25 protein-coding genes are annotated in these 25592 nt (G+C 38.8%); 20 read left to right on the top strand and 5 right to left on the bottom strand.

Annotation, left to right across the window (positions count from 1 at the left end; translation table 11 throughout):
• Window positions 1-251 precede the first annotated feature (251 nt).
• Window positions 252-422, top strand: a complete 171-nt coding sequence (rmf, locus tag HUS61_RS01970) for a ribosome modulation factor (protein ID WP_036968408.1) — start codon at window positions 252-254, stop codon at window positions 420-422.
• A gap of 78 nt (window positions 423-500) precedes the next feature.
• On the opposite strand, the gene fabA is transcribed toward rmf, so the two are convergent.
• On the bottom strand, window positions 501-1016 hold the full coding sequence (fabA, locus tag HUS61_RS01965) for a bifunctional 3-hydroxydecanoyl-ACP dehydratase/trans-2-decenoyl-ACP isomerase (protein WP_054553819.1): 516 nt from the start codon (window positions 1014-1016) through the stop codon (window positions 501-503).
• 207 nt (window positions 1017-1223) lie between these two features.
• Here fabA and HUS61_RS01960 point away from each other — a divergent pair, with 207 nt between their 5' ends.
• From HUS61_RS01960 to HUS61_RS01945, 4 genes are all read left to right on the top strand, one after another.
• Window positions 1224-2081, top strand: a complete 858-nt coding sequence (locus tag HUS61_RS01960) for a 6-carboxytetrahydropterin synthase (protein WP_175081962.1) — start codon at window positions 1224-1226, stop codon at window positions 2079-2081.
• A complete protein-coding gene (locus tag HUS61_RS01955) occupies window positions 2074-2892 on the top strand; it encodes a M23 family metallopeptidase (RefSeq protein WP_175081961.1) in 819 nt (272 codons plus the stop codon). Before HUS61_RS01960 ends, HUS61_RS01955 begins: the two co-directional genes overlap by 8 nt.
• A 5-nt stretch (window positions 2893-2897) precedes the next feature.
• Entirely contained in the window at window positions 2898-3332 is a 435-nt protein-coding gene (locus HUS61_RS01950; RefSeq protein WP_054561502.1) for an acyl-CoA thioesterase, read from the top strand.
• 143 nt (window positions 3333-3475) lie between these two features.
• Window positions 3476-4390, top strand: a complete 915-nt coding sequence (locus tag HUS61_RS01945; protein ID WP_175081960.1) for an endonuclease/exonuclease/phosphatase family protein — start codon at window positions 3476-3478, stop codon at window positions 4388-4390.
• On the opposite strand, the gene HUS61_RS01940 is transcribed toward HUS61_RS01945, so the two are convergent.
• Window positions 4363-4767 carry a response regulator gene (locus HUS61_RS01940; protein WP_175081959.1) on the bottom strand — a complete coding sequence of 135 codons (405 nt, stop codon included), beginning with the start codon at window positions 4765-4767 and terminating at the stop codon, window positions 4363-4365. The genes HUS61_RS01945 and HUS61_RS01940 overlap by 28 nt on opposite strands.
• Window positions 4764-5681 (bottom strand): glycosyltransferase family A protein, encoded by a 918-nt coding sequence (locus HUS61_RS01935; RefSeq protein WP_175081958.1) that lies wholly within the window; start codon window positions 5679-5681, stop codon window positions 4764-4766. Before HUS61_RS01935 ends, HUS61_RS01940 begins: the two co-directional genes overlap by 4 nt.
• A 220-nt stretch (window positions 5682-5901) precedes the next feature.
• On the opposite strand from HUS61_RS01935, the gene HUS61_RS01930 reads away from it, so the two are divergent.
• From HUS61_RS01930 to HUS61_RS01865, 14 genes are all read left to right on the top strand, one after another.
• Window positions 5902-7053, top strand: coding sequence for a glycosyltransferase (locus HUS61_RS01930; RefSeq protein WP_175081957.1), 1152 nt, complete (start codon window positions 5902-5904; stop codon window positions 7051-7053).
• Window positions 7054-7062: 9 nt separating this feature from the next.
• On the top strand, window positions 7063-8481 hold the full coding sequence (locus tag HUS61_RS01925; protein ID WP_175081956.1) for a lipopolysaccharide biosynthesis protein: 1419 nt from the start codon (window positions 7063-7065) through the stop codon (window positions 8479-8481).
• On the top strand, window positions 8465-9829 hold the full coding sequence (locus tag HUS61_RS01920; RefSeq protein ID WP_175081955.1) for an O-antigen ligase: 1365 nt from the start codon (window positions 8465-8467) through the stop codon (window positions 9827-9829). The genes HUS61_RS01925 and HUS61_RS01920 overlap by 17 nt, the downstream gene beginning before the upstream one ends.
• Entirely contained in the window at window positions 9822-10532 is a 711-nt protein-coding gene (locus tag HUS61_RS01915; RefSeq protein ID WP_175081954.1) for an acyltransferase, read from the top strand. Before HUS61_RS01920 ends, HUS61_RS01915 begins: the two co-directional genes overlap by 8 nt.
• A complete protein-coding gene (locus HUS61_RS01910; RefSeq protein ID WP_175081953.1) occupies window positions 10529-11665 on the top strand; it encodes a glycosyltransferase in 1137 nt (378 codons plus the stop codon). Before HUS61_RS01915 ends, HUS61_RS01910 begins: the two co-directional genes overlap by 4 nt.
• Before the next feature lie 169 nt (window positions 11666-11834).
• Entirely contained in the window at window positions 11835-13310 is a 1476-nt protein-coding gene (locus tag HUS61_RS01905; RefSeq protein WP_175081952.1) for a GNVR domain-containing protein, read from the top strand.
• On the top strand, window positions 13307-14386 hold the full coding sequence (locus tag HUS61_RS01900; protein WP_175081951.1) for a glycosyltransferase: 1080 nt from the start codon (window positions 13307-13309) through the stop codon (window positions 14384-14386). The genes HUS61_RS01905 and HUS61_RS01900 overlap by 4 nt, the downstream gene beginning before the upstream one ends.
• A gap of 9 nt (window positions 14387-14395) precedes the next feature.
• Window positions 14396-16207: a sugar transferase gene (locus HUS61_RS01895; RefSeq protein ID WP_175081950.1), complete on the top strand. Its 1812-nt coding sequence runs from the start codon at window positions 14396-14398 to the stop codon at window positions 16205-16207.
• A gap of 180 nt (window positions 16208-16387) precedes the next feature.
• The gene (locus tag HUS61_RS01890; protein ID WP_054561490.1) at window positions 16388-16708 is read left to right on the top strand and encodes an STAS domain-containing protein; all 321 of its coding nucleotides are present in this window, start codon (window positions 16388-16390) and stop codon (window positions 16706-16708) included.
• Window positions 16709-16716: 8 nt separating this feature from the next.
• Window positions 16717-17574, top strand: coding sequence for an OmpA family protein (locus tag HUS61_RS01885; RefSeq protein WP_175081949.1), 858 nt, complete (start codon window positions 16717-16719; stop codon window positions 17572-17574).
• 1 nt (window position 17575) lies between these two features.
• On the top strand, window positions 17576-19642 hold the full coding sequence (locus HUS61_RS01880; protein WP_175081948.1) for an SLBB domain-containing protein: 2067 nt from the start codon (window positions 17576-17578) through the stop codon (window positions 19640-19642).
• Window positions 19639-20337: an AAA family ATPase gene (locus HUS61_RS01875; RefSeq protein WP_175081947.1), complete on the top strand. Its 699-nt coding sequence runs from the start codon at window positions 19639-19641 to the stop codon at window positions 20335-20337. Before HUS61_RS01880 ends, HUS61_RS01875 begins: the two co-directional genes overlap by 4 nt.
• Window positions 20338-20345: 8 nt before the next feature.
• On the top strand, window positions 20346-21803 hold the full coding sequence (locus HUS61_RS01870) for a SpoIIE family protein phosphatase (RefSeq protein WP_175081946.1): 1458 nt from the start codon (window positions 20346-20348) through the stop codon (window positions 21801-21803).
• 103 nt (window positions 21804-21906) lie between these two features.
• Complete coding sequence (locus tag HUS61_RS01865; protein ID WP_175081945.1) at window positions 21907-23361, top strand: sigma-54 dependent transcriptional regulator; 1455 nt, start codon at window positions 21907-21909, stop codon at window positions 23359-23361.
• On the opposite strand, the gene HUS61_RS01860 is transcribed toward HUS61_RS01865, so the two are convergent.
• On the bottom strand, window positions 23330-24364 hold the full coding sequence (locus HUS61_RS01860) for a glycosyltransferase family 4 protein (protein WP_175081944.1): 1035 nt from the start codon (window positions 24362-24364) through the stop codon (window positions 23330-23332). The genes HUS61_RS01865 and HUS61_RS01860 overlap by 32 nt on opposite strands.
• 20 nt (window positions 24365-24384) lie before the next feature.
• Between HUS61_RS01860 and HUS61_RS01855 the strand changes: the two genes are divergently transcribed.
• Complete coding sequence (locus HUS61_RS01855; RefSeq protein ID WP_175081943.1) at window positions 24385-24717, top strand: Hpt domain-containing protein; 333 nt, start codon at window positions 24385-24387, stop codon at window positions 24715-24717.
• Here the strand turns inward: HUS61_RS01855 and yvcK are convergent.
• On the bottom strand, window positions 24682-25587 hold the full coding sequence (gene yvcK, locus HUS61_RS01850) for a uridine diphosphate-N-acetylglucosamine-binding protein YvcK (RefSeq protein ID WP_175081942.1): 906 nt from the start codon (window positions 25585-25587) through the stop codon (window positions 24682-24684). The genes HUS61_RS01855 and yvcK overlap by 36 nt on opposite strands.
• Between the last annotated feature and the right edge of the window lie 5 nt (window positions 25588-25592).

The raw sequence follows: 25592 nt of genomic DNA, 5'->3' as shown, positions 1-25592 counted from the left end.
AAATATTGAAGCTAAAAGAGCTGTATCGTTTTTAGCTGAATTTAAGTGTATTAATAGATGGTTTTAGTTGAAGAGGTACGACCACTTAGTCATTTAAAATGTTAATTCATTTGAGCATCAGCACGTTACTTATTGTCAATTTATTTAATTGCTTTTTGCTATTTGAATTTAACAGTTTTATTAACTATTCATTAAATGTAGATGTCAATTTCGCTACATATCTATAAATATAAAAGGTGAGGATATTACCTATGAAGAGACAGAAAAGAGATCGTTTAGAAAGAGCTCATTCTCAAGGTTATAAAGCAGGCTTGGCAGGCCGTTCCAAAGAACAATGCCCTTATCAACAAATCGACCCTAAATCTGAGTGGTTAGGTGGCTGGCGAGAAGCCATTGAAAACCGAAACATGTTTAAAACTTAATATAGGCACCTTATTTACGCAAAAAAGCCCCGAAATGGGGCTTTTTTGTATCTGCTATTTTGTATCTTAAATTAAAGATTAAAACGCAGATGTATCTTGGAAAAGACCTACTTTAAGATCTTTTGCTTCATAGATTACGCGGCCATCTACTTCTACAGTACCATCAGCCATACCCATGAATAATTTACGTTTAATAACACGCTTCATGTCTAAACGGTAAGTTACTTTTTTAGCTGTTGGCAAGATTTGACCTGTGAATTTAACTTCACCTACACCAAGTGCACGACCAAGACCTGGACCACCAGACCAACCAAGGAAGAAACCAACTAATTGCCACATAGCATCAAGACCAAGACAACCTGGCATTACTGGGTCACCTTTAAAGTGACAGTCAAAGAACCAAAGATCAGGATTGATATCTAGTTCTGCAACGATTTGACCTTTACCGTGCTCACCACCATCAGCAGTGATAGAGATAATGCGGTCCATCATTAGCATGTTGTCACTTGGTAAACGACAGTTGCCTTCACCGAACATTTCACCTTGACCGCAAAGGACCAATTCTTCTTTTGTATAGCTGTTTTTAGGTTCCATAACTCTCATTCATCGCTTAGAAATTGCCTCGTACTTTAGCGTACACTTGTACGCTAAACAACTCGGAGCAGTTAATTATTTGCTATTTTTCGCTTGTTTTATGACCATTTAATTAAACTGTCGCTGATAAAGGGAGATAAAACCGCGCATTGTGAAGTAAAAATCATTATAATTGCTGTGATTCTTTAACCAGTCTAAAGGAAATTTATGATCCTTTTTGTAAACTCACTGACAGTGATTGATTTTTCTTACTTGTGTAATAAACGCGGCGCAGTTGGCGAGAGCTGGATTGTGGATTTAACTCTGCACGGTCAATTAAATGATGAGTCGATGGTGCTTGATTTTGGCTTAGTTAAAAAGCAAATCAAGGGCATTATTGATAACTGTATCGACCATAAACTTGCTGTGCCAGCCACTCTAAACGGTTCACTAACAGAGCATGCTGATCACAGCGTGCTAGATTGTCACTTTGGTGATAATTATCACTTAGCTATGAGCGCTCCTAACCAAGCATATTGCCTAATCGATGCTGATGTTATTGATGAAAAATCGGTAACCGAGTTTTTAATTAATACTATTATGCCTGAGCTCCCTAGCAACATCGAAAAGATTGAAATTAATTTATACCCAGAGCATAGCCAAAGTTTTTATTATCATTACAGCCATGGTCTTAAAAAGCACGATGGTAATTGTCAGCGTATTATTCATGGTCATCGCTCACAAATTGGTATTAGCCTAGATGGTATGGCTATGCCTCGTTTACAAAAAGAGTGGGCAGATAAATGGGAAGACATTTATCTAGCAACAGCTGAAGATGAAATCAATAAATCAGACCTCAAGCATGTAACTGCACAAGAAAACGATGTGTGCTTTGCTTACACATCACAGCAAGGTTATTTCGAAATGGCGATAGACAAATCACGCTGCGACATATTACCTTGCGATACTACGGTTGAGTGCATTGCAGACTACTTAAGTTCACAAGTTAAAAACCAATACCCTGATTCAGAAGTTAAAATTACAGCTTACGAAGGGGTTGGCAAGGGGTCAATCAGTTATGCGTAAAGGATTATTAATAGCAGCATTTGCAGGGTTGTTTTCTTTAACTGCAAGTGCTGTTGAATTAAAAGGACATTTAACTCAAGGCGGTTTAGTAACAGGCCAAATTGAAGGCGCTAAAAGTGTAAGCTTCAATGGTGAGCCACTTAAGCTTTCAACAAATGGTGAGTTTGTGTTTGGCTTTGGCCGTGATGCTAAGACAAATCATAGCCTTTCTTGGGTTGATAGTACTGGTGTAAGCCACGAACAAGCAATTGTGATCACTAAGCGTGATTACAAAATTGATAAAATCACCGGTGTTGCAAAAAAATATGTTTCGCCACCTAAAGAAGTATCTGAGCGTATTAGCCGTGAAGCTGTAGCAGTACGTAAAGCTAGGCAAGTTAATTCTGACTTACGATACTTTTTAGAGCCTGTTTATAAACCCGCAACTGGGCGCATTTCAGGTGTTTATGGTAGCCAGCGTTACTTTAATGGTGAGCCTCGCCGCCCGCACTTTGGTTTAGACATTGCCAATAAAACGGGTAGCCCAGTGTATGCGCCAGTGAGCGGCACAGTTGTTTTTGCTGATGCTGACTTATATTACTCTGGTGGTACCTTGATTCTTGACCATGGCCATGGTGTTACTTCTACTTACATTCATTTAAGCAAATTAGATGTAAAAGTAGGGGACGAAATTAAGCGTGGCGATAAAATTGCCGAGATCGGTGCGACCGGTCGCGTAACTGGCCCTCATTTAGACTGGCGTTTTAATTGGAAAAATGAACGCCTTGACCCTGCGCTAATGATGCAAGACACATTAGCTAATAAAAAGTAGAGACTATGACACAACAAATCGATCGTGACGCTATTATTGCAAAGCGTATTGCTGACTCAACAACGTCGGTAACAAAAACAGTTTTTCCTGGCCGTACAAACCACCACAATACTTTGTTTGGCGGTGACGCGTTGGCATGGATGGATGAAGTAGCATTTATTGCTGCTACACGTTTTTGCCGTAAGCCACTTGTAACGATTTCGTCTGACCGTGTAGATTTTAAAGAAGCCATTCCGGCTGGTACATTTGCAGAGCTTATTTCTAAAGTTGTACACGTAGGTAACACTAGCCTTAAAGTAGATGTTGAAATCTTCTTAGAAACAATGCACAAAGACGATAAACACTTAGCTATTTCTGGTAGCTTTACGTTTGTTGCTGTTGATGATAACCACAGACCAACGCCAGTTGTATGCGATAAAATGATCAACGGTTTTGAATAAAACTGTCTGAAAGTTTTAAATAAATTAAGTACCTTCGGGTGCTTAATTTAATACATAAAAAGAACACATCATACTGTATTTGTTTTAAGCATATCTCAGCAAGGAACAAAATATGCAGCTATAAGTTATCAGGGGGGGGGGCGATGCGTTTAATATTTTTATTCTGTTATATAGCTATATTAGTGTTAGCATTTAATCAATTCGATGGTTACTTATTCGATTTGGCGGCCGCTTTACGAGGGTTGCTAATTGTATGTAGTTTTTTACCTGCATTTTTTTTGTTGTGGTGGAACAAAAAACTATCTTTGAGTTTAATTGCTCTAAGTATTGGCTTAGTGCTATTTCATTTTAAACCTTACTCATCAGCTGAAGAGGTTCAAAGCACCGATATCAAAGTCGCCCAGGTAAATTTGCAATATAGTAACCCTAACTTAGCAAATATCATCACTAGCCAATTTATAAATGCGCAAAATGATATCTTAGTACTGTTTGAATTTAATGATACGCAGCGGCATGTGCTTGATGAGCTAAGCACACAATATCATTTATTTGGTTATGCTGAAGTTGAAGGGGCGCCATTTGGCATTATAGTTCTCTCAAAACTTCCAATAGTACAAAGGCAAATTAAACGCTTTGATAATCCCAAGCTTGGTTACGTAAAGCTTAGTTTTTTACATGATAACGTTATGTTAAATAGTGTGTTTTTACATCCTCCATCACCTAGAACTCTTAGTTTGTGGAGTCAGAGGAACTTAGTTTTAAGTGAAGTTGCTTCAGAAATTAAAAAGTTAAAGGGGAGTTGGTTAGTTGCTGGTGATTTTAATACAGTACCTTGGTCACGGTTCTTTATAAAGAATAAAAGCAGTTGTTTTAATAGTGCTGGATTTTATACATCTTGGTCTTTAAAAAACCAGCTAAGTGATTTAAAAGTTATAGGTTTACCAATAGATCATTGTTTAGTGAGTGAAGATGTTTCTTTATCTAATGTTGATGTTAGCTTTGTAAACGGCAGCGACCACAAACTGCTGCACTATGAACTCACATTCTCTAAGCATTGATTTAATTTAAGGTGACTATTTTCAATTAAAATATCAACTAGCATAGTTAGCTCAAAGTTATCCCAAGGTTTTGCAGTAATCATATTAGCTATATTATTGTTAAGCGCACTTTTAGAAGCTTCTAGCTCTGCATAGCCGGTAATCAAAAGGCGAGAGCAGTTTGGTTGCAGCAATTTAATATCCTCTAAAACAGCAAAACCACTGACTGCAGGCATCAACAGATCACAAATGACTAAACTAATTGGGTTCTGTTTCGCATACTCAATTGCCGACAGAGGGTCACTGAAACAAATTACATGGTTATTTGTACTTAGTAAGCGTTTTAGGGAGCGCAAAATTGCTTCATCATCATCAATGATTACAATGTTTTTTTTCATGAATGCGCTCCAAATAAGTGCTTCAAGTCATAGAGCATATGTTTAAAGTTTCGTTTATGAGGGAATAGCCAAAAGGCTCTGTTTGAGTACATAAGGGCTTTTGAATAATGACCAAGTTCACGGTAGAACTCGCCATAACATTCACTTAAACGTGCTTTGATTTTTTTAAGTTCATTGTTTGATACAACAGATTGGTTACGATTAATAATTTCAACCATAGCAGCTAGTCTATTTTCTCTATTTGATGTTATAGAGTTAGCACGCATTAGATAGTGCATTGCACATAGCGTTGAATAACCAACATAACCTTTTTTAGCTATTTTTAACCAGCAATCTAAATCGGTAGCGCTACTTAACTTATTGTCAAAACCACCTACATCAACAATGGTTGAGCGTTTAACCATGACTGACGAAGTGCCAACGATATTGGTTGTGATCATTTGGCTTATTGGATTATCTAGAAATTGGAAGTCTGTGTTTTCTTTATTGCATTTAAATTCGGGCCAATAATCAAAACAGCCAATTATATCTTCGTTGTTTTCATTAAAATGCATGTAGTCAGTAAAACTTAAAACGCAATCTGAGTGTTTTTTATGAAATGCAAACTGAGCTGCAAGTTTATCTGCTGACCAATAATCATCGGCATCTAAAAAAGCTAAGTACTCTGACTTTGATTGTGTAATTGCAAGGTTACGAGCAGCGACAACGCCTTTTCTTTGTTGGCTAAAGATGCGTACCTCACTTTTGTCAACAGCAAGTTGCTCAAGGTATTCTTTACTGCCATCTGTAGAGCCATCATCAACAATAATGATTTCGAAATTTACATTTTTTTGCTGGTAAATGCTGTTAATACAAGTATCTAGATACTGCAAACAGTTGTAGTTAGGAATGATAATACTGACTTGGCTGTTCATAATATGCTCCAAAAGCATTTCTTCACGTAGTAAAGGATACGCAATTTAGACGCCAGCTTTAAATCTGTATTTTCTGTTAAATTACTCAGCCTTTTCTCTTTGTGCGTTGCATTTTGCAAATCTCCAGCAAAATTTAATCTCATTTCGGGAATTTAAAGGTTTAATAGCCGGGTATGGAACTTGCCATAGCTCTTATAACAGTTTTTATAGGAGCGTTTTTATGAAGCACATTGCTATTTTGGTTCCAAGCTTTCCAATTGCATCTGAAACATTTGTTGTAACGGAAATTAAAGCTCTTCTAAATGCAGGGCATAAGGTGACAGTTCTTACATTTGAAAAAACCAGTGTGATGATTAACTTAACCAGTGCCATTGAAGTTAAAAAAATCACTAAGCCTGCGTTTAAATCAATCTTACCTTCTATGTTGAACATTTATAAGTTAGCGAGGGCAACGAATACAGCAATTCAATTTAAATCAATTTCGACACAATCCTTGCTGGCTTATGGTTATCAAATTGCACGTTATATAAAAGCTGCAAAGATAGATCATTTACATTGCCATTTTATGCATGGGCCACTTGCATACGGCATCGTTGCGGCCAAACTTGCAGACATTACAGTATCTTCTATTGGTCATGGCCATGATGTTTACGTAAACAACGCAGACTTAAAACCCAAATTAGCTCTTTGTGATTTTTCAATAGCGGTTTGTGAAGAAATGGCTATGCAATTTAAACGCTTTTCTAAGAGCAATGTTAAATTGTTGCATTGTGGTATCGATACTAGCCAATTTAAGTTTGTACCATCGTCCCTAAATGAATCTGTTCGTTTAATTTTTATCGGTCGTCTAGTCGAAAAGAAAGGGCTGCAATTCTTATTACCGGCACTTAAGCATATTCCAAAAGAGTTTGGTATAACCCTAGATATAGTAGGGGACGGGCCAATGCTGAACGATTTAATGTATATGGCTGAAGAGCTTGGTATTCGTAAATCTATACGTTTTCTAGGCGAAAAACCTCATGACTGGGTTAGCTCAAACCTGATTTACTATTCTGCGCTTATCGCCCCTTTTTGTGTCGCAGAAAATGGCGACCGTGATACAGGCCCGTTAGTTTTAAAAGAAGCCATGGCTTGCGGCCTTCCTGTTCTCACAACCACCTTAATGGGAGCAAACGAAATTGTTACCCCAAGCGTTGGTATGAAGTGTATGCCAGGTAGCATTTCAGGGCTAAGCAAGATGCTTTATAAATTTCACCAGCTATCACCTCATAAACGTTATCTACTTGGTCAAAATGCTAAGCAACATGTTAACGAGCATTACAATGCAGTTAAGCAAGCTCAGCAACTTTCCAAATGGGTTGAATCTTTATAGGGAGGTTTTATGAGTAACTTAAAACAAATTTGTTACTTTGCTTTAGCTATTTTTGCAGTAAAAGGGTTTGGCTTTTTACTTTTACCAATTACAACTCGCTTTTTAGAAAAGAGCGAGTTTGGTGAGCTGAATTTCTTAGTAACCATGTCGGCGCTATGCTCTTTAGTGGTTTCGCTTGGTTTACCTGAGCTACTACTAAAACAACAGTACCCATCTTTTCGTGAAAAGATGGCGTTATTTAGAGACTCTCTGCTATTAACAATCTGTTTTAGTGCGCTTTTTTTAGGCTGTAGCTTTATATTTAGCGAGCAAATTATTGCAACCTTACCTGCGCAAATAAAGGTGATTGATTTTAGGTTACTTATTTTAAATTTAACTTTTGCCTCGGTACTTGCTATCCCGTACACCTACTACCGGTTATTTGGTTACGCACAAAAGTATTGTTTTTATAGTATTGCGCATGCTGTCATACAAACTTGTTTAACAATAACTTTGTTAGTTCTTGGTTTTAATGTAACCGGTGTAATGGTTTCAGGTGTAGTCTGCACATTCATTATTATGTGTTTAACCTTAAGTGATATGCGAAGTGCACTTAAAGTGAGTTATTCTCGCTTTAGCTGGAGAATAAAAAAATCACAGACTGTATTCTTAACTTCAATTATCGCATCAGGTTTGTTTGTTTATGCCGGTAATGGCGCTGAAAACTGGTTTATCGTTGCCGAATTTAACGAGAGTGTATTAGCGAGTTATTACGTTGCAGCGCAATTTGCCATTATAACTTCTTTCACATTTGAGCCGATTAGGCTTTGGTGGTTCGCCAAACGTTTTAGCTTAATTAAGCAAGATAAAACGCAATATCAAAATTATGCAATAACCTCATTAAATGCAGGCTTAGCTATGTGTGTTTTGATGAGTTTACTGGCACCAATCGCATTAAACTCAGTACTTCCTGCTGAATACCATGGCAAAGATAGTTGGCTGATTTTATTAATTATTGTTGTTGCCATACGCCATCACAGCGATATTTTCAATATTGGTTGCTACATGCATAAGAATGGTGTGTTTGTATCAATTATAAACTTCTTTACAGCACTTTTAGGTCTTAGTCTGCTGTATTTTTTAGTGCCAAAACTTGGTGTTGAAGGCGCTATTTTGGCGCTAATCATTATGCAAAGTTTTAAATTAGTTTGCCTTTACTCAGTTAGTCAGCATTTCGAGCCTCTAAAGCTAAACTTTGCAGCATTAGTACCAAGCTGGTTAGTATTAGGATCTATAACAGTGATCACTTTACAGTTTAGCGAACTTAGTTTGGCTAAATGGATCGTATGTTTTATCTATATTGTTGGTTTGGCTTATCAATATAGAGCATTAATTAAGCAAGTAATAAAAAGCTTAATGAAGGAGCATCACCATGCTCAATTACTATAAACAAAATCAGTTATTCATTAATGGCATTTTAGTAACCTTACTTGTAGTTGTTACCTATGCCATTTTGGGCCCGATAGCAGTATTTGCATTGCTGCTATTACCTTTTGCCGCTTTCACTGCAGTAAAGGTAAGTGTGGCTTTTATAATTTTGTTTATTTTATTTAGCTACTTTAGATTACACGAAGCTTTTCCTTTTTTAATGCCTTTTAAAATTCCTAAGTTACTCGCGCTTGCGTCGCTATTGGGAATAGTTTGGCATCTATTTATCTCACAAAAATTAAAGCCACATTGGCATACTAATCATCTGATATTTTTTGTTTGGTTTATTTGGCTGACTGTTTGCGTTTTTAGTGCCTCAAATCGCGGTTTAGCGATGGAGTACTGGTCAGGTGTACTAACAAAAGTACTTATTATGGTATTTGCAATCTCGTGGTGGATGAGCACATTAAAGCATTTTAATGTGGTTAGAATTGGCATCATGATCTCAGGTGCCGCCATTGCCTTAGTTGCCCTGAGTAACAAAATGAATGGTATTGGTCTAGTCGAAGGAACTCGGGTCACTATTTCGCGAGAACTTCGCTCACAGCTTGGCGATCCTAACGATTTATCACTTGTAATGATGTTTCCCGTGTCTTTTTTAGCCGCTGAAGTATTTGATTCTAGTGCCCATAAATTTAGACGCATCATTGCATTTATTTGCTTAGTTATTGCAATCAGCGGTGTTATTGCAACGCAGAGCCGAGGAGGCTTACTTGGCATTGCTGCTGTACTTAGTTTCTTTATTTACCAGAAAGTTAAAAATCCTGTAGTGGTCGGCTGCATTGGTGCCGTGGGTATGTTAGCCATGGTTGCTTTTGCTGGTATTGCAGACAGACAAAGTGGCGGCTCCCATGAGGGCGGTGTTGATGAATCTGCTATGGGCCGTATTTACGCATGGCAAGCTGCAATCAATATGGCAATACATAATCCATTAACTGGGGTTGGGGTTAATAACTTTGTCGTTAATTACTATTTCTACAGCCCACATTGGGATGGCAAGAATCATGCAGTACACAGTACGTGGTTTCAGGTATTAGGTGAAACAGGCATCGTAGGAATATGCATTTTTGTATTAGTGATTGCCTGTATTTATCGCACCTTGAACCGTGTTTTCTTAATGAATAAACAGATCAATGACAAACAAATTGATGTAAATGCAAAAGCGCTAAAGGGCGGCCTAATTGGCTTTATGGTGTCAGGAACCTTTTTAACTCAGGCATTTACATGGCCTATTTATATCATTCTTGCTTTAACTATTGCCTTAGAAAAGCTTGTAATTGATAAACAACGGGAGAGCTCACATGAGTGAAAATATTAAACAATGGCTTAAATCAAGTGACAGCCCATTTGCAAAATCACTTTTTCAATTTGCAAAATCGATTCGCAATCCGCAAATGTGGGTTATCCCAGGTATTCATTCATTTATATATAAACTGCATTTATTGGTTAAAAAAGTAGTGAGTGAGCTAGGGCGCATTTTTTATTACACACCACTATTTAAAAGCCAAATCAAGGGCTCCAAAGCAAATTTATACCTATATTCTGGTATGCCGCAAATTTTAGGAAAACTTGAAATTAGCTGTAATGACAACACACGAATTAGTGGCATCAGTACTTTTTGTGGGCGTAGTCATGGTAGTTACACACCCAAACTTATAATTGGCAGTAATGTTGATATTGGTTGGCAAAATGCGTTTTCTGTTGGTCGAAAAATTGTTTTAGAAGATGATGTTCGCCTTGCAGGTCGAGTATTTTTAGCTGGTTTTCCTGGTCACCCTCTAAACTCTGAAAGACGTGCTCTTGGTGAGCCTGATGATGAATGCCAAGTTGGCGATATCATTATCAAACAAGGCGCTTGGATAGGCACCGGCGCAACTGTGCTTGCAGGTGTAACAATAGGCGAGGGTGCTATAGTTGCTGCAAGCGCAGTAGTTACTAAAGATGTCCCAGCAAATACTATTGTTGCTGGCAATCCAGCAAAAATTGTTAAACAGCTGGAGGGGACGCTATGAAATTTATTGTATTCGGCGAAGACTGGCAAAGTCACCCAAGTAGTACACAGCACCTATTTAAACAACTAGCAAAACAACATCAGGTTATTTGGATTAACTCGATTGGTATGCGAAAACCAACATTTCGCTTGATTGATGTGAAACGAGTTTTTAATAAATTAAAAAGCCTTTTTTTATCTAAGCGCAATAGGCCAAATGCTAAAACAACGAATACTAGCCAGAACATTAATTTAACAGCACACACATTAGCGGTTTTACCTTGGCACGATAACGTTATAGTAAGGCTATTTAATAAATGGGTTTTTAATCGAAAAGGTTTCATAGATGATGAGCCAATTGTTTATTGGCTTAGTGTGCCTACTGCAATTAGTCTAATTTCACCGCGAGAGCAGGATAAAGTCATTTATTACTGTGGAGATGACTTCTCTGCACTTGCGGGTGTTGATCATAAAATGGTCGCGCCTTTTGAAAGCGACCTTATCGAAAAAGCAGACACCATCTATGTTGTGAGTGAGTTTCTTGCCAACAAAATGCCGAAATCTAAAGTTAAAATGCTTTCTCATGGTGTCGATTTAGAGCTCTTTACCACGCAAACCACAAAAGCCGTTGAACTTGAGCAAATATGCAAACCAATTATTGGTTTCTATGGTTCCTTGAATGCTTGGCTTGATAAAGCCTTATTGTTGAAGCTAGCTAAAGAAAGGCCTGAGTATCAATTAGTATTGATAGGCCACCTTGTCGAAGACTTCTCTGATCTACTCAAGTTAGACAATGTAACCCATATACCGGCTGTAGAGCATGATCGTTTAGCTTCATTTTCTCAGCATTGGCAGGTATCTATCTTACCATTTGTTGACAATGAGCAGATCCGAGCCTGTGATCCACTTAAATTAAAAGAATACATAGCCACAGGCACACCAATTGTGACAACACGCTTTGCTGCGGTTAACTCATACCAAGAGACCATATTAATAGCAGACAACCACCAGGGCTTTATTGAGCGATTAGACTATGCTGTAAGCCTAAGTAAATCAAACAACTTAAATTGGCGAGCCAACCAATCTCAGCAGGCAAGTGATCATAGCTGGCAAGCAAAAGCCAAGTTAGTCTGTAAACAACTTAGGTTTTGCTAAATAAACCTTTCAACCCAAAGCCGCATCTTGTATCGCTACAAGATGCGGCTTTTTTCATTTTGGCTCACTAACTGCAATTAACTAACTATCTATAGAAATCTCGGTTGTTTTTATCAATTTGCAAATTAAAACCGAGCAATTTCGCAAAATGCAAAGCAAAAGGTAAAGTATGTTAGTTAAAGAGCAGATCAAACGGTTAATTTATTTAGGGCTTTATGCGCTTTACACGCGTATTAAGCTCTTTATTATTCCGTTTTGCATTGTGCCAATCGTCGTCATCACGCTTGGCTTATCTGCGCAAAAACAATATACCAATCACGCTACCATCTTAATTGAAGAGTCAGCACTACTTAACCCTTACTTAGATGATCTGTCTTTTTCGTTTCAGCTTTCTGATCGTATGGCAGCACTGCGTACCTTAGTTATCAGCCGTAAGGTACTTATTGCAGTAGCAAAAGAAACCCAATTAATAGCTGAAGATGCTACGCCAAAACAAGTTGAAGAAATCCATCAAAAACTATCTAAAGCGTTATCACTTTCGTTAATTGGTGATGAGCTAGTCCGCATAAACTTTATTTGGCATGACCAATCACAAATGAAGCCAGTGCTTGAAAAGGTTGTCGAAAAATTTATTGAACGTTTATTAGCACCTACAAAGGCGTCACTTGATACTTCTGAGCAGTTTTTCTTTAAGCAGCTGGATAGTTTACGCGAAGAACTTGAATTATCTGAAGAAGCACTGGCTGATTTTAAAACTAAAAACAGTAATACCTTACCCGATGTTTTACATAGCAATCGCCAAACCTTCGACAGCTTACTCAGCGAAAAACAACAAAAGCTGATTGCTCTCTCAGGCGCTAAAGCAAAACTGAATGCCTTAGTGAGTAAAGTAGGGCAGGCCAATCCAATTTTAGGTAATTTAGAAGAAAAGATAATTCGTACTGAATCTGAATTAAGTCTTTTGAGAACACGCTATACCGATAAACATAGCAAAATTATCGAGAAAAAACGCACCCTTGCAAATTTAAAAAGCCGCCAACAGGCGCTGTTAGCATCTAGTGAAGAGCTGGACACAACGAACCTTGATCAGTTATGGCAAATGGTTAATACGCTTCCGTCTGGTGATGGTAAAGAGAGCAGCGTTTTAGTTTCTCAACTTCTTGCGCTTGAAGAGGCCCGTAATAATTTACTTCAGCAAGAACAAGAATTTGCAATGCTCGAAGAGCAAGTGCAGCTTGTCAGTGAACGTCTGTTAGTAACCAGTGATGTAGAAAAACAATTACGTAAACTAGAGCGTGATTACGATGTTAAACAGTCACTTTATAAAGACATGCTTAGCCGTTACGAAATGGCCAAAGTTACGGGCAAATTAGTTAAATACGAAGGACCTGACAAAGTTAAAACTATCGAGCGAGCTTATAGCCCAACACAACCTATCAATACCTCAATGCTGATGACCGTTATCGTTGGCATTGTGCTTGGGATTTTCACAGGTAGTGCAAGCGTATTTGTTGCTGCACTTTGTGACAGCCACTTAAAAGATATTAAAACCATCGAAAAACTTACCAGCGCAGAGGTGGTAACAGTACTTCCTATCGTCAATGCCGAAACTAACTTCGGTAATATTGAAGGAGATAAATCATGAATGTCATGCACTTAGTTCAACACCTACAAGTAGGTGGCCTAGAAAAAATGGCAATTACTTTACTCAAAAACAGTCAATTTAGTAGCTCGAGTATTATTGTTTCTCTTGAGGGAGACAGACAATCTGCGTTTGAGCAATGGCCAGAGCTTGAGTCGTTTAGCCATCGAGTGATTTGTTTAAACAAAAAAGCAGGCGTGAGTATTTCTGTTATCGCAAAGATAAAGGCATTAATAAAAGATCATGATATCGATATTATTCACAGTCATCATGTTGGCCCTGTTATTTATGCGGGCCTTGCTTGTGCGTTGACCGGTGATTCGGTTCGTCATATATCAACAATTCATGATGCCTGGTATTTAAATAACGTTAAACAATGTACTTTCACTAAGTTACTTAACTCATTAACGAATATTTATTGGGTTGCAGATGCACGTATTGTTGCCGATGAGTTTAGAGCTAAAACAGCAATCATTCCTGAGCGCACCATTTTAAATGGTATAGATTGCGATAATTTTGTCGCAATTAATCAATCAACCGCCAGAAATCAGCTCAATTTACCCCATAAAGCAAAGCTAGTTGGCTGTGCTGCAAGGTTAATTGCAGGAAAAGGACACAAAGATCTTATTCATGCATTGCATTACTTACCTGAAGATTACCATATGGTGTTTGCTGGAGATGGCGATCAAAAAGTCATTTTAATGAATTTGGTACGTAATTTAGGGCTTAACGAACGTGTGCACTTTTTAGGAAACGTTCACGATATGCGAGCCTTTTATTCGAGTATCGACGTGATGTGTTTGTATTCACAGCGTGAAGGTTTGCCATTATCGATTATTGAAGCCATGGCATGTGGTATTCCAGTTGTAGCGTCTGATGTAGGTGGAATTCATGAAGTTCTCACCGATAACGAAGGTGAGCTTGTGTCGTTGAACGAGTTTAACAAGCTTGCACCAGCTATTTTGAGAGCATGTAAACTGCCACATGGTCTTTGCATTCGTCATCATGCTATTGCAGTCGCTGATGCAAGAACCATGAGTAGTAAATACGACAATTTATATTCTGCATTAGCAGTGTAGGAGCCAACCATGACTATTTTTACTACATTATTTATCATTTTAATGTGTATTGCTGCATATCATCATATTGGCTACCCATTATTACTAAAGTGTGTTGCAGGCAAAAAGCAAAAAACAAGCAAGCAAACCGTTTTTGATGACAACTACACACCGAATATTGCTGTTTTGATGTGTGCTTACAATGAACAACAGCATATTGCAGAAAAGCTTTATAACCTAGCATCACTAGTATATGACACTGATCATTATTCTATTCATGTTTATTTTGATGGTTGCACCGATAAGAGTTATCAACAAGCTCTTAAAGCACAGCAGGTATTACATAAGCAAGGCGTGCAGTGTTATTTTCACCATCGTGATGAAAACCAAGGGAAAGTACAAGGGTTAAATACCTTGATGGGGATGGCGAAATATCACAATGATATTTTACTGTTCACTGATGTTAGTGCTTTATTGAGCATTGATGCATTAAACAAAGTAGCTAAGCAATTTAGTGATCCGCAAGTAGCAATTTCGACAGGTGTTTACACCTTAGATGAAAATGCACCAGATGCACAAAAAGCCTACTGGCAGTACCAAAACCAAGTGAAAAAATCAGAGTCAAACCTTGGCGCTGTGATTGGCGTACCAGGGGCAATGTTTGCCATGCGCGCAGTGTATGCAAATGAATTAGATAAAAACACAATTAACGACGACTTCGTGCTATCAATGAAAGCTTTAAGCAAAGGTGGTAAAGCCGTTGTTGATGAAGAAGTAGTCATTTACGAGCGAGAATGCGATGAGCAAAGTGAGGATTATAAACGCCGAGTAAGATTAGGTGCCGGTAATTGGCAACAAATAAAAGCGCTTCTTTTATTACTTAACCCGCGTTTAGGGTGGACTTGTATGAACTTTTTCTCGCACAAAGTATTACGTGGGGTTATGCCAATTATTTTAGCCTGTATTTATGCTTGTGTATTTATAGAGGCTATCGTAATGCAATCTGTGTGGTCACAATTGATTGCTACAGGCATTTTGTCACTTCACGCAGTACAAGCTGTTAAAACTATATTCGCCTTTAACAAACGCATTCCTATCGTCGATAAAGTTAATTACATCTTAAATAGCTACTTTTTAGCACTGTGGGGGATCATTCGTTATGAACAAGGTTACTTCGACACTCCTTGGCAACGTGTAAAATCTGCGAGTAAAGCACAAACCAAGTCTGTTATTAAAGTTATTAAACGAAGCTTGGATATTGCAGGCGCTTTATTTGCGTTAGGTCTAGTTTGGCCTGTTTGTATAATTGCAGCGCTGGCTATAAAGCTTACATCTAAAGGTCCTATCATCTTTAAGCAACTTAGAGTGGGTGAAAGCTCAGATGACTTCGTTGAGTTATTTTATGTTTATAAGTTTCGCTCTATGGTGGTTGATGCTGAGTCGCGTTCTGGTGCTGTGTGGGCCAGTAAAGATGATCCAAGAATAACGGCAGTAGGGCGCTTTATGCGTAAAACACGAATTGACGAACTTCCGCAATTAATTAATGTGCTCAAAGGCGAGATGTCATTGATTGGACCAAGACCAGAGCGCCCTGTGTTTTATGGTAAATTAGAAAAAGACATTCCTTATTTTTGCCAGCGTACTTATGGGGTTAAACCAGGTATTTCTGGTCTTGCTCAAGTGATGAACGGCTACGATGAAACCATAGACGATGCACGCAGTAAAATTGGCTGGGATTACGCCTATTCACTGAGTATGTCATCACCGCGTGCTTGGGCGAAGCTTGAGTTTTCAATTGTGATTAAAACATTACAGGTCGTTTTTACCGGTAAAGGGCAGTAAACCACCTCCATTTTGCAAAATGAATTAAGCAAATCACGTTGCATAATGCAAATTAACAGCAAAAAGTTAATTGCATTATGCATCACCCCATTATTTAGCCTTTAAATTTCAACACCTTATAAACTGGCATTTTAGTTGTACTAGTTACTATGACTAACCAATTTAACTAAGGTGAAGATCATGGCTAACAACACATCATTTTCTAACGATACCAAACTAATTTCACTACCTAGTGACTTTTCTGGTCTAGCCGTCGATGGCTTTAAAGATCAGTTTGAAGAAGTTGCACATGGCAAACAGCAAAGTGTGGTACTCGATTTTAGCTCTACTACGTTTATTGATTCATCTGGCATTGGTGCAATGGTGTTCCTATACAAACGCATCGAGAAAAAAGGGCAAAAATTATCACTGCTTAATGTGTCTGGGCAACCACACAAACTAATGAGTCTATTAAGAGTTGATAAGACGATTCCATTTATCGAACAAGCTGATATCGCGTGAGGTGATTTATGAAGCACATACTATTTACAATCATTTTGCTAACGCTTGGTGGATGTGCTTCTTGGCCTGATGAGGGGCAAGGAGGCTGGGCTGAAAAATATCAAAATTATCCGCTTACTGATGAACAACACGAGATGATTTACGACACACAAGAAACCGTGGTGCTAAGCGAATTTGAACATCATGTTTTAAAGTTAGATTTATTAAAAGCACAAGGGATACAGCAATGTATGCCAGCACAACTGCTAAAAGCACAAATATACGAAAACCGTATAAGACGTCTAATAGCAGCGCAAATGTGGTCTGATGCTGAGCATGATTTACTTATTCACTATCACGGTTTAAATCAGCTTGCGAAGCACTTTGAAACTGTTAATGAGATGAGCCAATGTGCAGGCGTTACTGATACTGAAAAAAACATGACAGCATCACTTAAAGACCAGATCACTGAGCTTTTAAATAGTGATAACCAGTTCTCGCTGAATGATTTTCAGGTTACTCCTAAATACATCACACGTTTAGCACAAGCGGCTGACTTAATTAAACAAGTTGATGAAGTTAACTTACTGCTTGTTGGTCATGCTGACATTAGTGGTCAGCAACAAAACAATTATGAGTTAGCACTTAAGCGTGCCGAAACAGTAAAACACTGGCTAGGTATTTATGGTGTAAACCCTGCGACAATAACAACCTTAACGCAAGGTAGTTTAACACCTTACAGCGACGAACCAGACTCACGCTCAAAACGTCATTCAGATAGGCGAGTAGAGGTAATTATCATCGACATGAGTGACGATAAAGCCACTAAACAAAAACATGCATTATCCAGCTGGACCAAAATCTTAAATGGTCCTAAGGAGCAATAACATGAAACAGTTAATCTTACTTTGCTTACTTATATTCGCGTTACCTACTTTCGCAGAAGAGATTGAAGTCGGTAATAAACTTTACTTATACCTACCAGGCGAAGCTGAATTTAGCGAACCGTTTGAAGTTGATAAAGAAGGTGCTATTACCTTACCTGAGCTAAGTCGTTTTAAAGTAGCAGGCTTACAGCTAGATGATGTGCAAAGCCAACTACGCACAGCATTAAGTGAAATGTATGTGGCGATGGATGACTTTTATGTCGAAATTCATTCACGAGATATTTTTATCAATGTTATGGGCTATGTGAACGACCCATCACAAGTAAGTATTCCTAAAGATGGCAACATTCAAATGGTCATCGCCCGTGCAGGCGGCTTAAAACCAGGCGCTCAATTAGACCGTTTACAAATTCGCCGTGGCACCGATATGATTGAGTTTAACTATAAAGCCTACTTAGATTCAGGCAACATTGACTTATTACCAGCATTACAAAGCGCTGACACTGTCTTTGTGCCAGTGTCTCCGCTGTTAGGTAACGTACAAATTGACTTTGATGCACAAACCTTAAGTGCATCAGGTGATGCAAGTGATAACAGTGCTATTACTTTGCTTGGTGAGGTGCATAACCCTGGTAGCTTTTCATTTAAAGAAAACATGAGTGTACTTGATGCGCTAATGCGTGCTGAGGGTGTAACCCGTTATGCAGATGTAACCAAAATTCGCGTTATCGTCGATAAAACCCCAGTCGTGTTCGATTTAAAAGCGTATTTAGATAAACCTAATAACGACACTATGCCTGAGCTAAAAGCGGGTTCTACTATTTATGTGCCTATCATGGTTGATGATGTAAATACCACCTCAAGAACAGTTTATATCATGGGCGAAGTACAAAAGCCGGGCGCTTATGAAGCAGGCGAAAGCACCAGCTTTTTAGATATTCTGGCTAATGCAGGTGGCCCAACCCGTTTTGCTGAAACTCGTCAGATTAAAATCTTAACTCAAGCAGGCGAAAGCATCTTATTTGACTTACAAGGTTACAGCGAAGGCATAGTCACAGTAAAAGTACCAAACCTTAACCCAGGCGATGTGATTTTTGTTCCAGAGAAAACCGATCAAAACGAAAAAAGCTGGTTAAAAGTACCGCCAAAACGTGCCATCAAAATTATCGGTGCCATTTTATCTCCGGGCCGTTATGAGTGGAGCCCTGAAATGGACTTTACTGATTTACTTGCTCATGCCGGCGGCCCAACTAAGGGTGCCAATATCAATGATATTAAAATTGTGAGAAACGGCGAGGTGACTAAACGTTTCGATTTAGAGCAATACACTATTAATGATTCGGGCAAATATGTACTGCCAAATTTAATGGCTGGCGACACCATTATTGTTGAAGAGTTACCGGTTGACCCTGCAGACAATAAATCTCAATGGATCCGTCAAGAATCAAGCAAGTCTATTTATATTATGGGACAGGTGGGCTCACCAGGTCGCTATGCATTTAATACAAATATGCACTTTATCGACATTTTAGCCGCTGCTGATGGCCCTACAGATAACGCTGACTTACGCAATATTCGTATTACTCATCGTAACGGCAATGCAGCAAGAGTGAGCAAATTAAACCTTGCACTGTATTTTGAAACCGGTGATGAAACCTTATTTCCACATGTTTTACCGGGCGATACTATCTATATCCCAGAAAAAGATAAAGACTGGTTACGTACGCCAAAAGAGCAGGTAGTTCGCATCATGGGTGCTGTTGAAAAGCCAGGTCGTTACAGCTTTGATGACACCATGACGGTACTTGACGTACTAGCAGAAGCGGGCGGCCCATCAAGCTCAGCGCTTATCGACAAAATCGTGGTGGTAAATCATTCATGCTGTAAAGAACAGTCTCGTGTATTTGATTTAGAAGAATTCGTTAAAAACCCTAACTCAGCGTATATCCCTGTGTTACGTGCTGGCGATACTTTGTATGTACCAGACAAAGGCCAAGATTTAATGAGCCAGTTTAAATCAAACTTCTTAGATTTTATAACAGTTGTAGCTTTAGTGGTGGGCTTATGAAACTAATACCAGCGCAATACCAAGAACTTGAAGCCGTGTGTAACGAAATAGATAACAGCAAAGCCCGTTGTATCTGCTTTATTTCGTTAACCGGCAACGAAGGCTCTACATCACTTTGTGCTAGTGTTGCACAGCGCTTAAGTTTGCAATCCGCTAAAGTGCTTATTATCGACTTAAATCCGTTAAATCCATTTAAGTTTGATGACCCAAAAACCCCTGAGTCTTGGTGCTTTAGTGATATTTCGTGTCAGCTTAATATCATCAATACAGAACAGGTAGACCTACTCACCATGGCACACCTTAAAGAGCTTGAATCGGTGAAAAATAAAAGCGTACTTAATGATGCAATAGAACGCATAAAACAAGAGTATGACTATATATTTTTAGATATGAGCCCAGCTCTTAAATGTAATCGCGGTAACGTACCGCTGCATGCGCTTAGTTTATGTACCGAACTGACATTTTTAACGGTATCGCTTGGTTATAACGACGAAGAAGCTCTATGTCACGGTGTGGCAAATCTTGAACACGCAGGCGTCAATAACGTAAAGATTGTTGTTGCGCAGCATCAGTTTGCTCCATTGGGTAGCCGCATCGTGAAAACGCTCAAAGCGTTTCAACCAAAATGGCCTAAACTCACAGAGTACTTATTAAACAAAGTTATTAAACAGCGTTGGTTGTTTTTACCTTATTGAGAACATGAATGGACTGCTTATATCAAAAATCATTTAGTTTAGACTGGCCTACAGTCAGTGAGATTCGCCATATTTTAAAACATGTTTTGACGGCGATCAGTGTTAAAAATCAAGATATTGATGCAGCAGGTTTAGTAGCAACCGAATACCTAACTAATTTGTTACGCCACAGCCAAGAAACGTCAATGAATGTACAGTTTGCTATGCATAAACTGCCCGATAAACAGCTGTTAATTGAATTTAAAGACAGCATGCCAAGCTATGATTTATTTAATCAACAAGCATCAGGGTGGCAATTAGACAGTGGTGAATTAGTTGAAGGGGGCATGGGGGTGGCGCTCATCAAGCATTACTTTCCAAATGCTTGTTATAAAACTGTTGGCCAACAGAATACATTCTCTTTTTGTTTAACCAATATAGATAAACGACCCACGCTTATCTACATAGACGATGATAAGGCACAACTTGCTTTACTGAATGCTTATTTATCTGAGCATTTTCAGGTTATTTGCTGTGAGGACAGTGAATCTGGTTGGCAAGAAATTCTCACCTCCGGGGCAACAATTTTATTGCTTGATCATAAACTTAAAAATGGCACCAGTGAGCCATTACTTAAAAAACTCAATCAATCTAACCTAAAAACTAATTTATCTGTGGTTATGCTGACAGGTGATGACAGCGAAGAACTTATAAAGCGTATAAACCTGTTAGGGGTTGATGATTATTTAGTCAAACCAGTTAGCAAAACTCGCTTATTACAAAGTATTGAGCGCATTGTGCATCGCTTTTCTGCATTAAAGTATGTAATTAACGAAGAGCGCATGCAAACAAGGCAAAGAATAGGTGAGTTTAATGCCTATAATTTTGGCTCCATTATCAGCCAAAATGGTGGGGATTTTTGCATGTATCCCCACCAGCAACAAGCGCCTGTGATTATTGGCGATATGATGGGGCACGGTATAACAGCACTAAAAGAAAGTTTTGCCATAAAGGGCTTTTTAAGTGGCTGTTTAGCGACAGAAATACCAATAAGAAATGTTTTAACAACCTTGAACCAAGCCCTGTATGAACAGCGGTTATGTAAAACTAGTTTAGTCACTTTACTAATAAGCTTTATTGAAAATAACATACTTCATTGGTTTAACGCAGGTCATCCAGCCCCCTGTGTGATAACCAAAAATGGTAAATTGATCCAGCTAAGCGGCACTGATCCCTTACTGGGCCTTAGTGATGATCATGTTTATCAACATTATAGTTATGACTTAAAAGACGTTGAACACATTTTATTATTCACCGATGGTTGGCTTGATAATCAGCAATTAAGCGATGTTGACCAAATTATTACTAAATTAACTGACGAAAATGTGCAAAGTGAAGAGTTTGCTTATGCACTTTGGCAGGCAAGCCAAGTTGAGTTAACTGCTGAAATAGACGATGCCTCGTTAATTGTGATCAATAAACACTAAAGTTTGAGTTTACAAACCGGTCAAATACGCACTAAGCTACTAATAAGGAACTGTTAAATAATCACTTTATCTCAGCATAAAACGATAATAAAGGAAGTCTGTAATGCCACCTAAAATACTCATTGTTGAAGATACAGAATCGCTAGCGCTGATGTACCAATCATATTTGATCCCAACCGGGGTCGAAACACGCATTGCCTACAATGGTGAGCAAGCTGTCTTTGCATTACAAGAGTTTGAGCCTGACTTAGTGATTTTAGATGTTATGCTGCCAGATATGAACGGGCTAGATATTTTATCCTCTTTAGACCCAGATACAGCTCCACAAGTGATTGTTTTAACAGGGCATGCCACTAAAGAAATGGCAATAAAAGCCATCAAACTCGGTGCCAGTGACTTTCTAGAAAAACCAATCGAGGCCGATCGTTTTCGCATTACAGTAAACAACGCATTAAAACTTAAAGATTTAAAACAAACAGTCAAAAGCTATCAAACAACTTACGAGAACGGTAAATACTATGATTTGATTGGTAGCTCATCAGAAATGCAATCTGTTTACCAAATAATAAAATCAGCATCAGCAAGTAAGGCCACCGTGTTCATTACCGGTGAAAGCGGGACAGGTAAAGAGCTCTGTGCCCGTGCGGTACATTTAGCGTCACCGCGTGCGAATAAACCATTTGTAGCCCTTAACTGTGCAGCAATACCAAAAGATCTAATCGAAAGTGAAATATTCGGTCACTTAAAAGGGGCGTTCACTGGCGCGATTACCAATCGTGAAGGGGCGGCTGGCCAAGCTGATGGTGGTACGTTGTTTTTAGATGAACTATGTGAAATGGACGTCAATCTGCAAAGTAAACTACTGCGCTTTATACAAACCGGTTGTTACCAGCAAGTAGGCAGCGAAAAAGAAGTTAAAGTGGATGTACGCTTTGTATGCGCCACCAACCGCGACCCATTATTAGAAGTGCAAGAAGGCCGTTTTCGTGAAGACTTATATTATCGCCTACATGTTATCCCAATTGCCTTACCGCCGTTGAATCAGCGTGGCAAAGATGTGATCGAAATTGCCGATGCATTATTTAAAAAAATAAGTAAAGAAGAAGGCCGTGCATACAAAGGCATGTCAGAAGGCGTTAAAAATCTATTTTTGAGTTATGGCTGGCCTGGTAATGTTCGCCAATTAGAAAACACCATACGTAACATTCTCGTTTTGCATGATGAAGCTTATATTGAAGCGAGCATGATCCCAGCATTACCAAATGCACAAAATCAATCACAACCAGTAGCAGCAACTGTTAATACTGTAACCCCAGAGGTGATGCCGTCACAAAGCTTTACATCGCCATCAATGGAAGCCGCTCCTGTTATCAGCGAAGTTGCAACAGCATTTTCTCAAGCCGATATTGAACCGCTTTGGTTGGTAGAAAAACGTTATATTGAGCAAGCCATTGATGCTTGTGATAACAATATTCCTAAAGCTGCAGCTCTTTTGGATGTGAGTCCATCTACGATTTATCGTAAAATTAAAAGCTGGGAAGAGATGCAAGTAAGCTAGAGTTATAGACTCTATCTAGCTGCTTAAATTGCTGCTCTCCAGAAAAACGTTGTTTAACAAGTCTTTGTGCATTGCCTAGCATGTAATTTCTTTGATCAACACTCAACATAAGTACGTTGTTTAGCTGTTTATGCAAAGCATCGCTTGTACTTTCAGTCATCATTAACCCATTTGATAGGTGATTAATTATCTGTGGTAACTGACCAACAGGCGATGCAATAACGAGTACCCCGTGTGCCATTGCTTCTAATGCCACCATAGGTAGACCTTCAGCCCGAGAGCAGATCACCAATACATCAAGTTGTTGCCATATTTGTTGTTGCTCACACTGGCCATGATAACTCACCGCTGACAAATCAAGCTCATTGACCATAGGGCCATCACCAAACATATGAAATTTTAAGTTAGGTGTGTTGAAACGTTTGGCTGTTTCAATAAAAATGTCAGGGCCTTTTTCATGGGATAAACGACCAACAAATCCAACGTTTAATTGATCATTATTTTTTAGACCTAAAACTTTAGTAGATTCATTTACTGGAATAAAATTTTCAAGTAATTCAGCATTGTAAAGCTCTTCGGTGAGTTTGCTAGAAACAGCAAAGTTAAGTGAAAAGTAACTTAGCAATTTGTCGAGCTTATTGTAAAAATAAACTTTACCCGTGCCTGCTTCTCCAGCATGATAAGTTGAAATACAAGGGCGGTTTTGCCAGCGACACACTAACTTGCCCATGATACTTGCCTTGTACCCATGGGTATGGAGTAACGCTGAGCGAGGAAACATTTTTAGTATTTCGTTCAAGCTTTTTAAATTTCCGCCAGCAAAACCGAAAGTGATATTTGCATTTTCTAAGCGCTTATATAATTCACGGTTATTATGATCTTGATAAAATAGTACCGAGCTCATAATATTATATCGTTCTAATAGCTTACTCATGGCAATCAAATGGCTTTCGATGCCACCAATTAAGCTTGAATCTACGAATAAAATAACACTATATTTCATATTCACTCCAAGGTGAGACCATGATAGATACTGCGACCTTTACGCAATTACAACAGGATGTTGGTGACGACCTAGCAAAACAACTTTTGCAGGTATATATCACTGAGTCCCGCCATATCGTTGCAGATCTTGCTGACGCAACGAAACAGTCCGAAATCGAAATAAATGCCCACAGTTTAAAAAGCAGTAGCCGTAGTTACGGGGCATTAGCCGTAGGCGGCCTTGCAGAACAAATTGAGCAAAAAGCGAAGACATCACAATATGACGATGAATTACAAAGCTTAATAGCCTTACTGCAAGACCAATTTGCACAAACGCTAACTCACGCGCAAAGTTTGATTGCTACTGACTAGTTGCTCAGCTTCTAGGCTTAACGGCATTTTTAATATTTCGCCAAATACATTACTTAGCTGCTCAATGTCGTGCTGCTGGTTTGGCGATTTAACAACATCGTCAAAGTGAGACACAATTTCACTAAGCGCATCTAAAGAGATACTCATGTCACAAAACCGGTAACCAAGCATGCCTTCGAGCCAATCAACCGGTTGCATATCGAGCGATTTAATTACGCTGGCTTCTTTGGCAATATTTTCGATAAATAATCGGCATGCTGATGTTTGTTGCACCGCTTTAGCTATGTCTTCAACTAACATGGCAGGCATTACACTGGTAATTAAACTTCCAGGGCCAATTATTAGCATATCGGCGTTTTCAATAGCTTGAACCACACCAGGAGCAGCATTCACATCTTGTGAGAGCGTTAAATAGTCTGGGAGCTCTTCTTGTGAATCAATATCGCATTCACCAAATACTTTGATGCCTGATGACATAACCGCTAGTAAATCAGTTGGTTCGTCTGACATAGGTAGAATCGTTTCTGAATTACCCAACATGGCATTGAACCATGCAACCGCTTGAGTTGCTGAGTTAGTTTGTTGGGTTAAGCTTAATAAGGCTAAATTACCAAGGCTGTGACCATTAAGTTCACCACCATCAAAACGGTGGTGAAAAACTTGATGGATTAATGAGTCACTATCAGCTAATTGCAAACAACAACGTCTAATATCACCAAGGGCAACTACATCTTGGCTTTTACGTAATTTACCTGTGCTTCCGCCGTTGTCTGTGGTTGCAACGATAGCTGTCAGTTCGGCGCAGTGAGGTCTAATTGCACTTAACATATGGGATAAACCGTGTCCGCCGCCTATGCATACTATTTTCATAACAG

The organism is Pseudoalteromonas sp. 0802, assembly GCF_013350085.1.
GTDB lineage: Bacteria > Pseudomonadota > Gammaproteobacteria > Enterobacterales > Alteromonadaceae > Pseudoalteromonas.
This window is presented reverse-complemented; position numbering and strand designations above follow the sequence as displayed.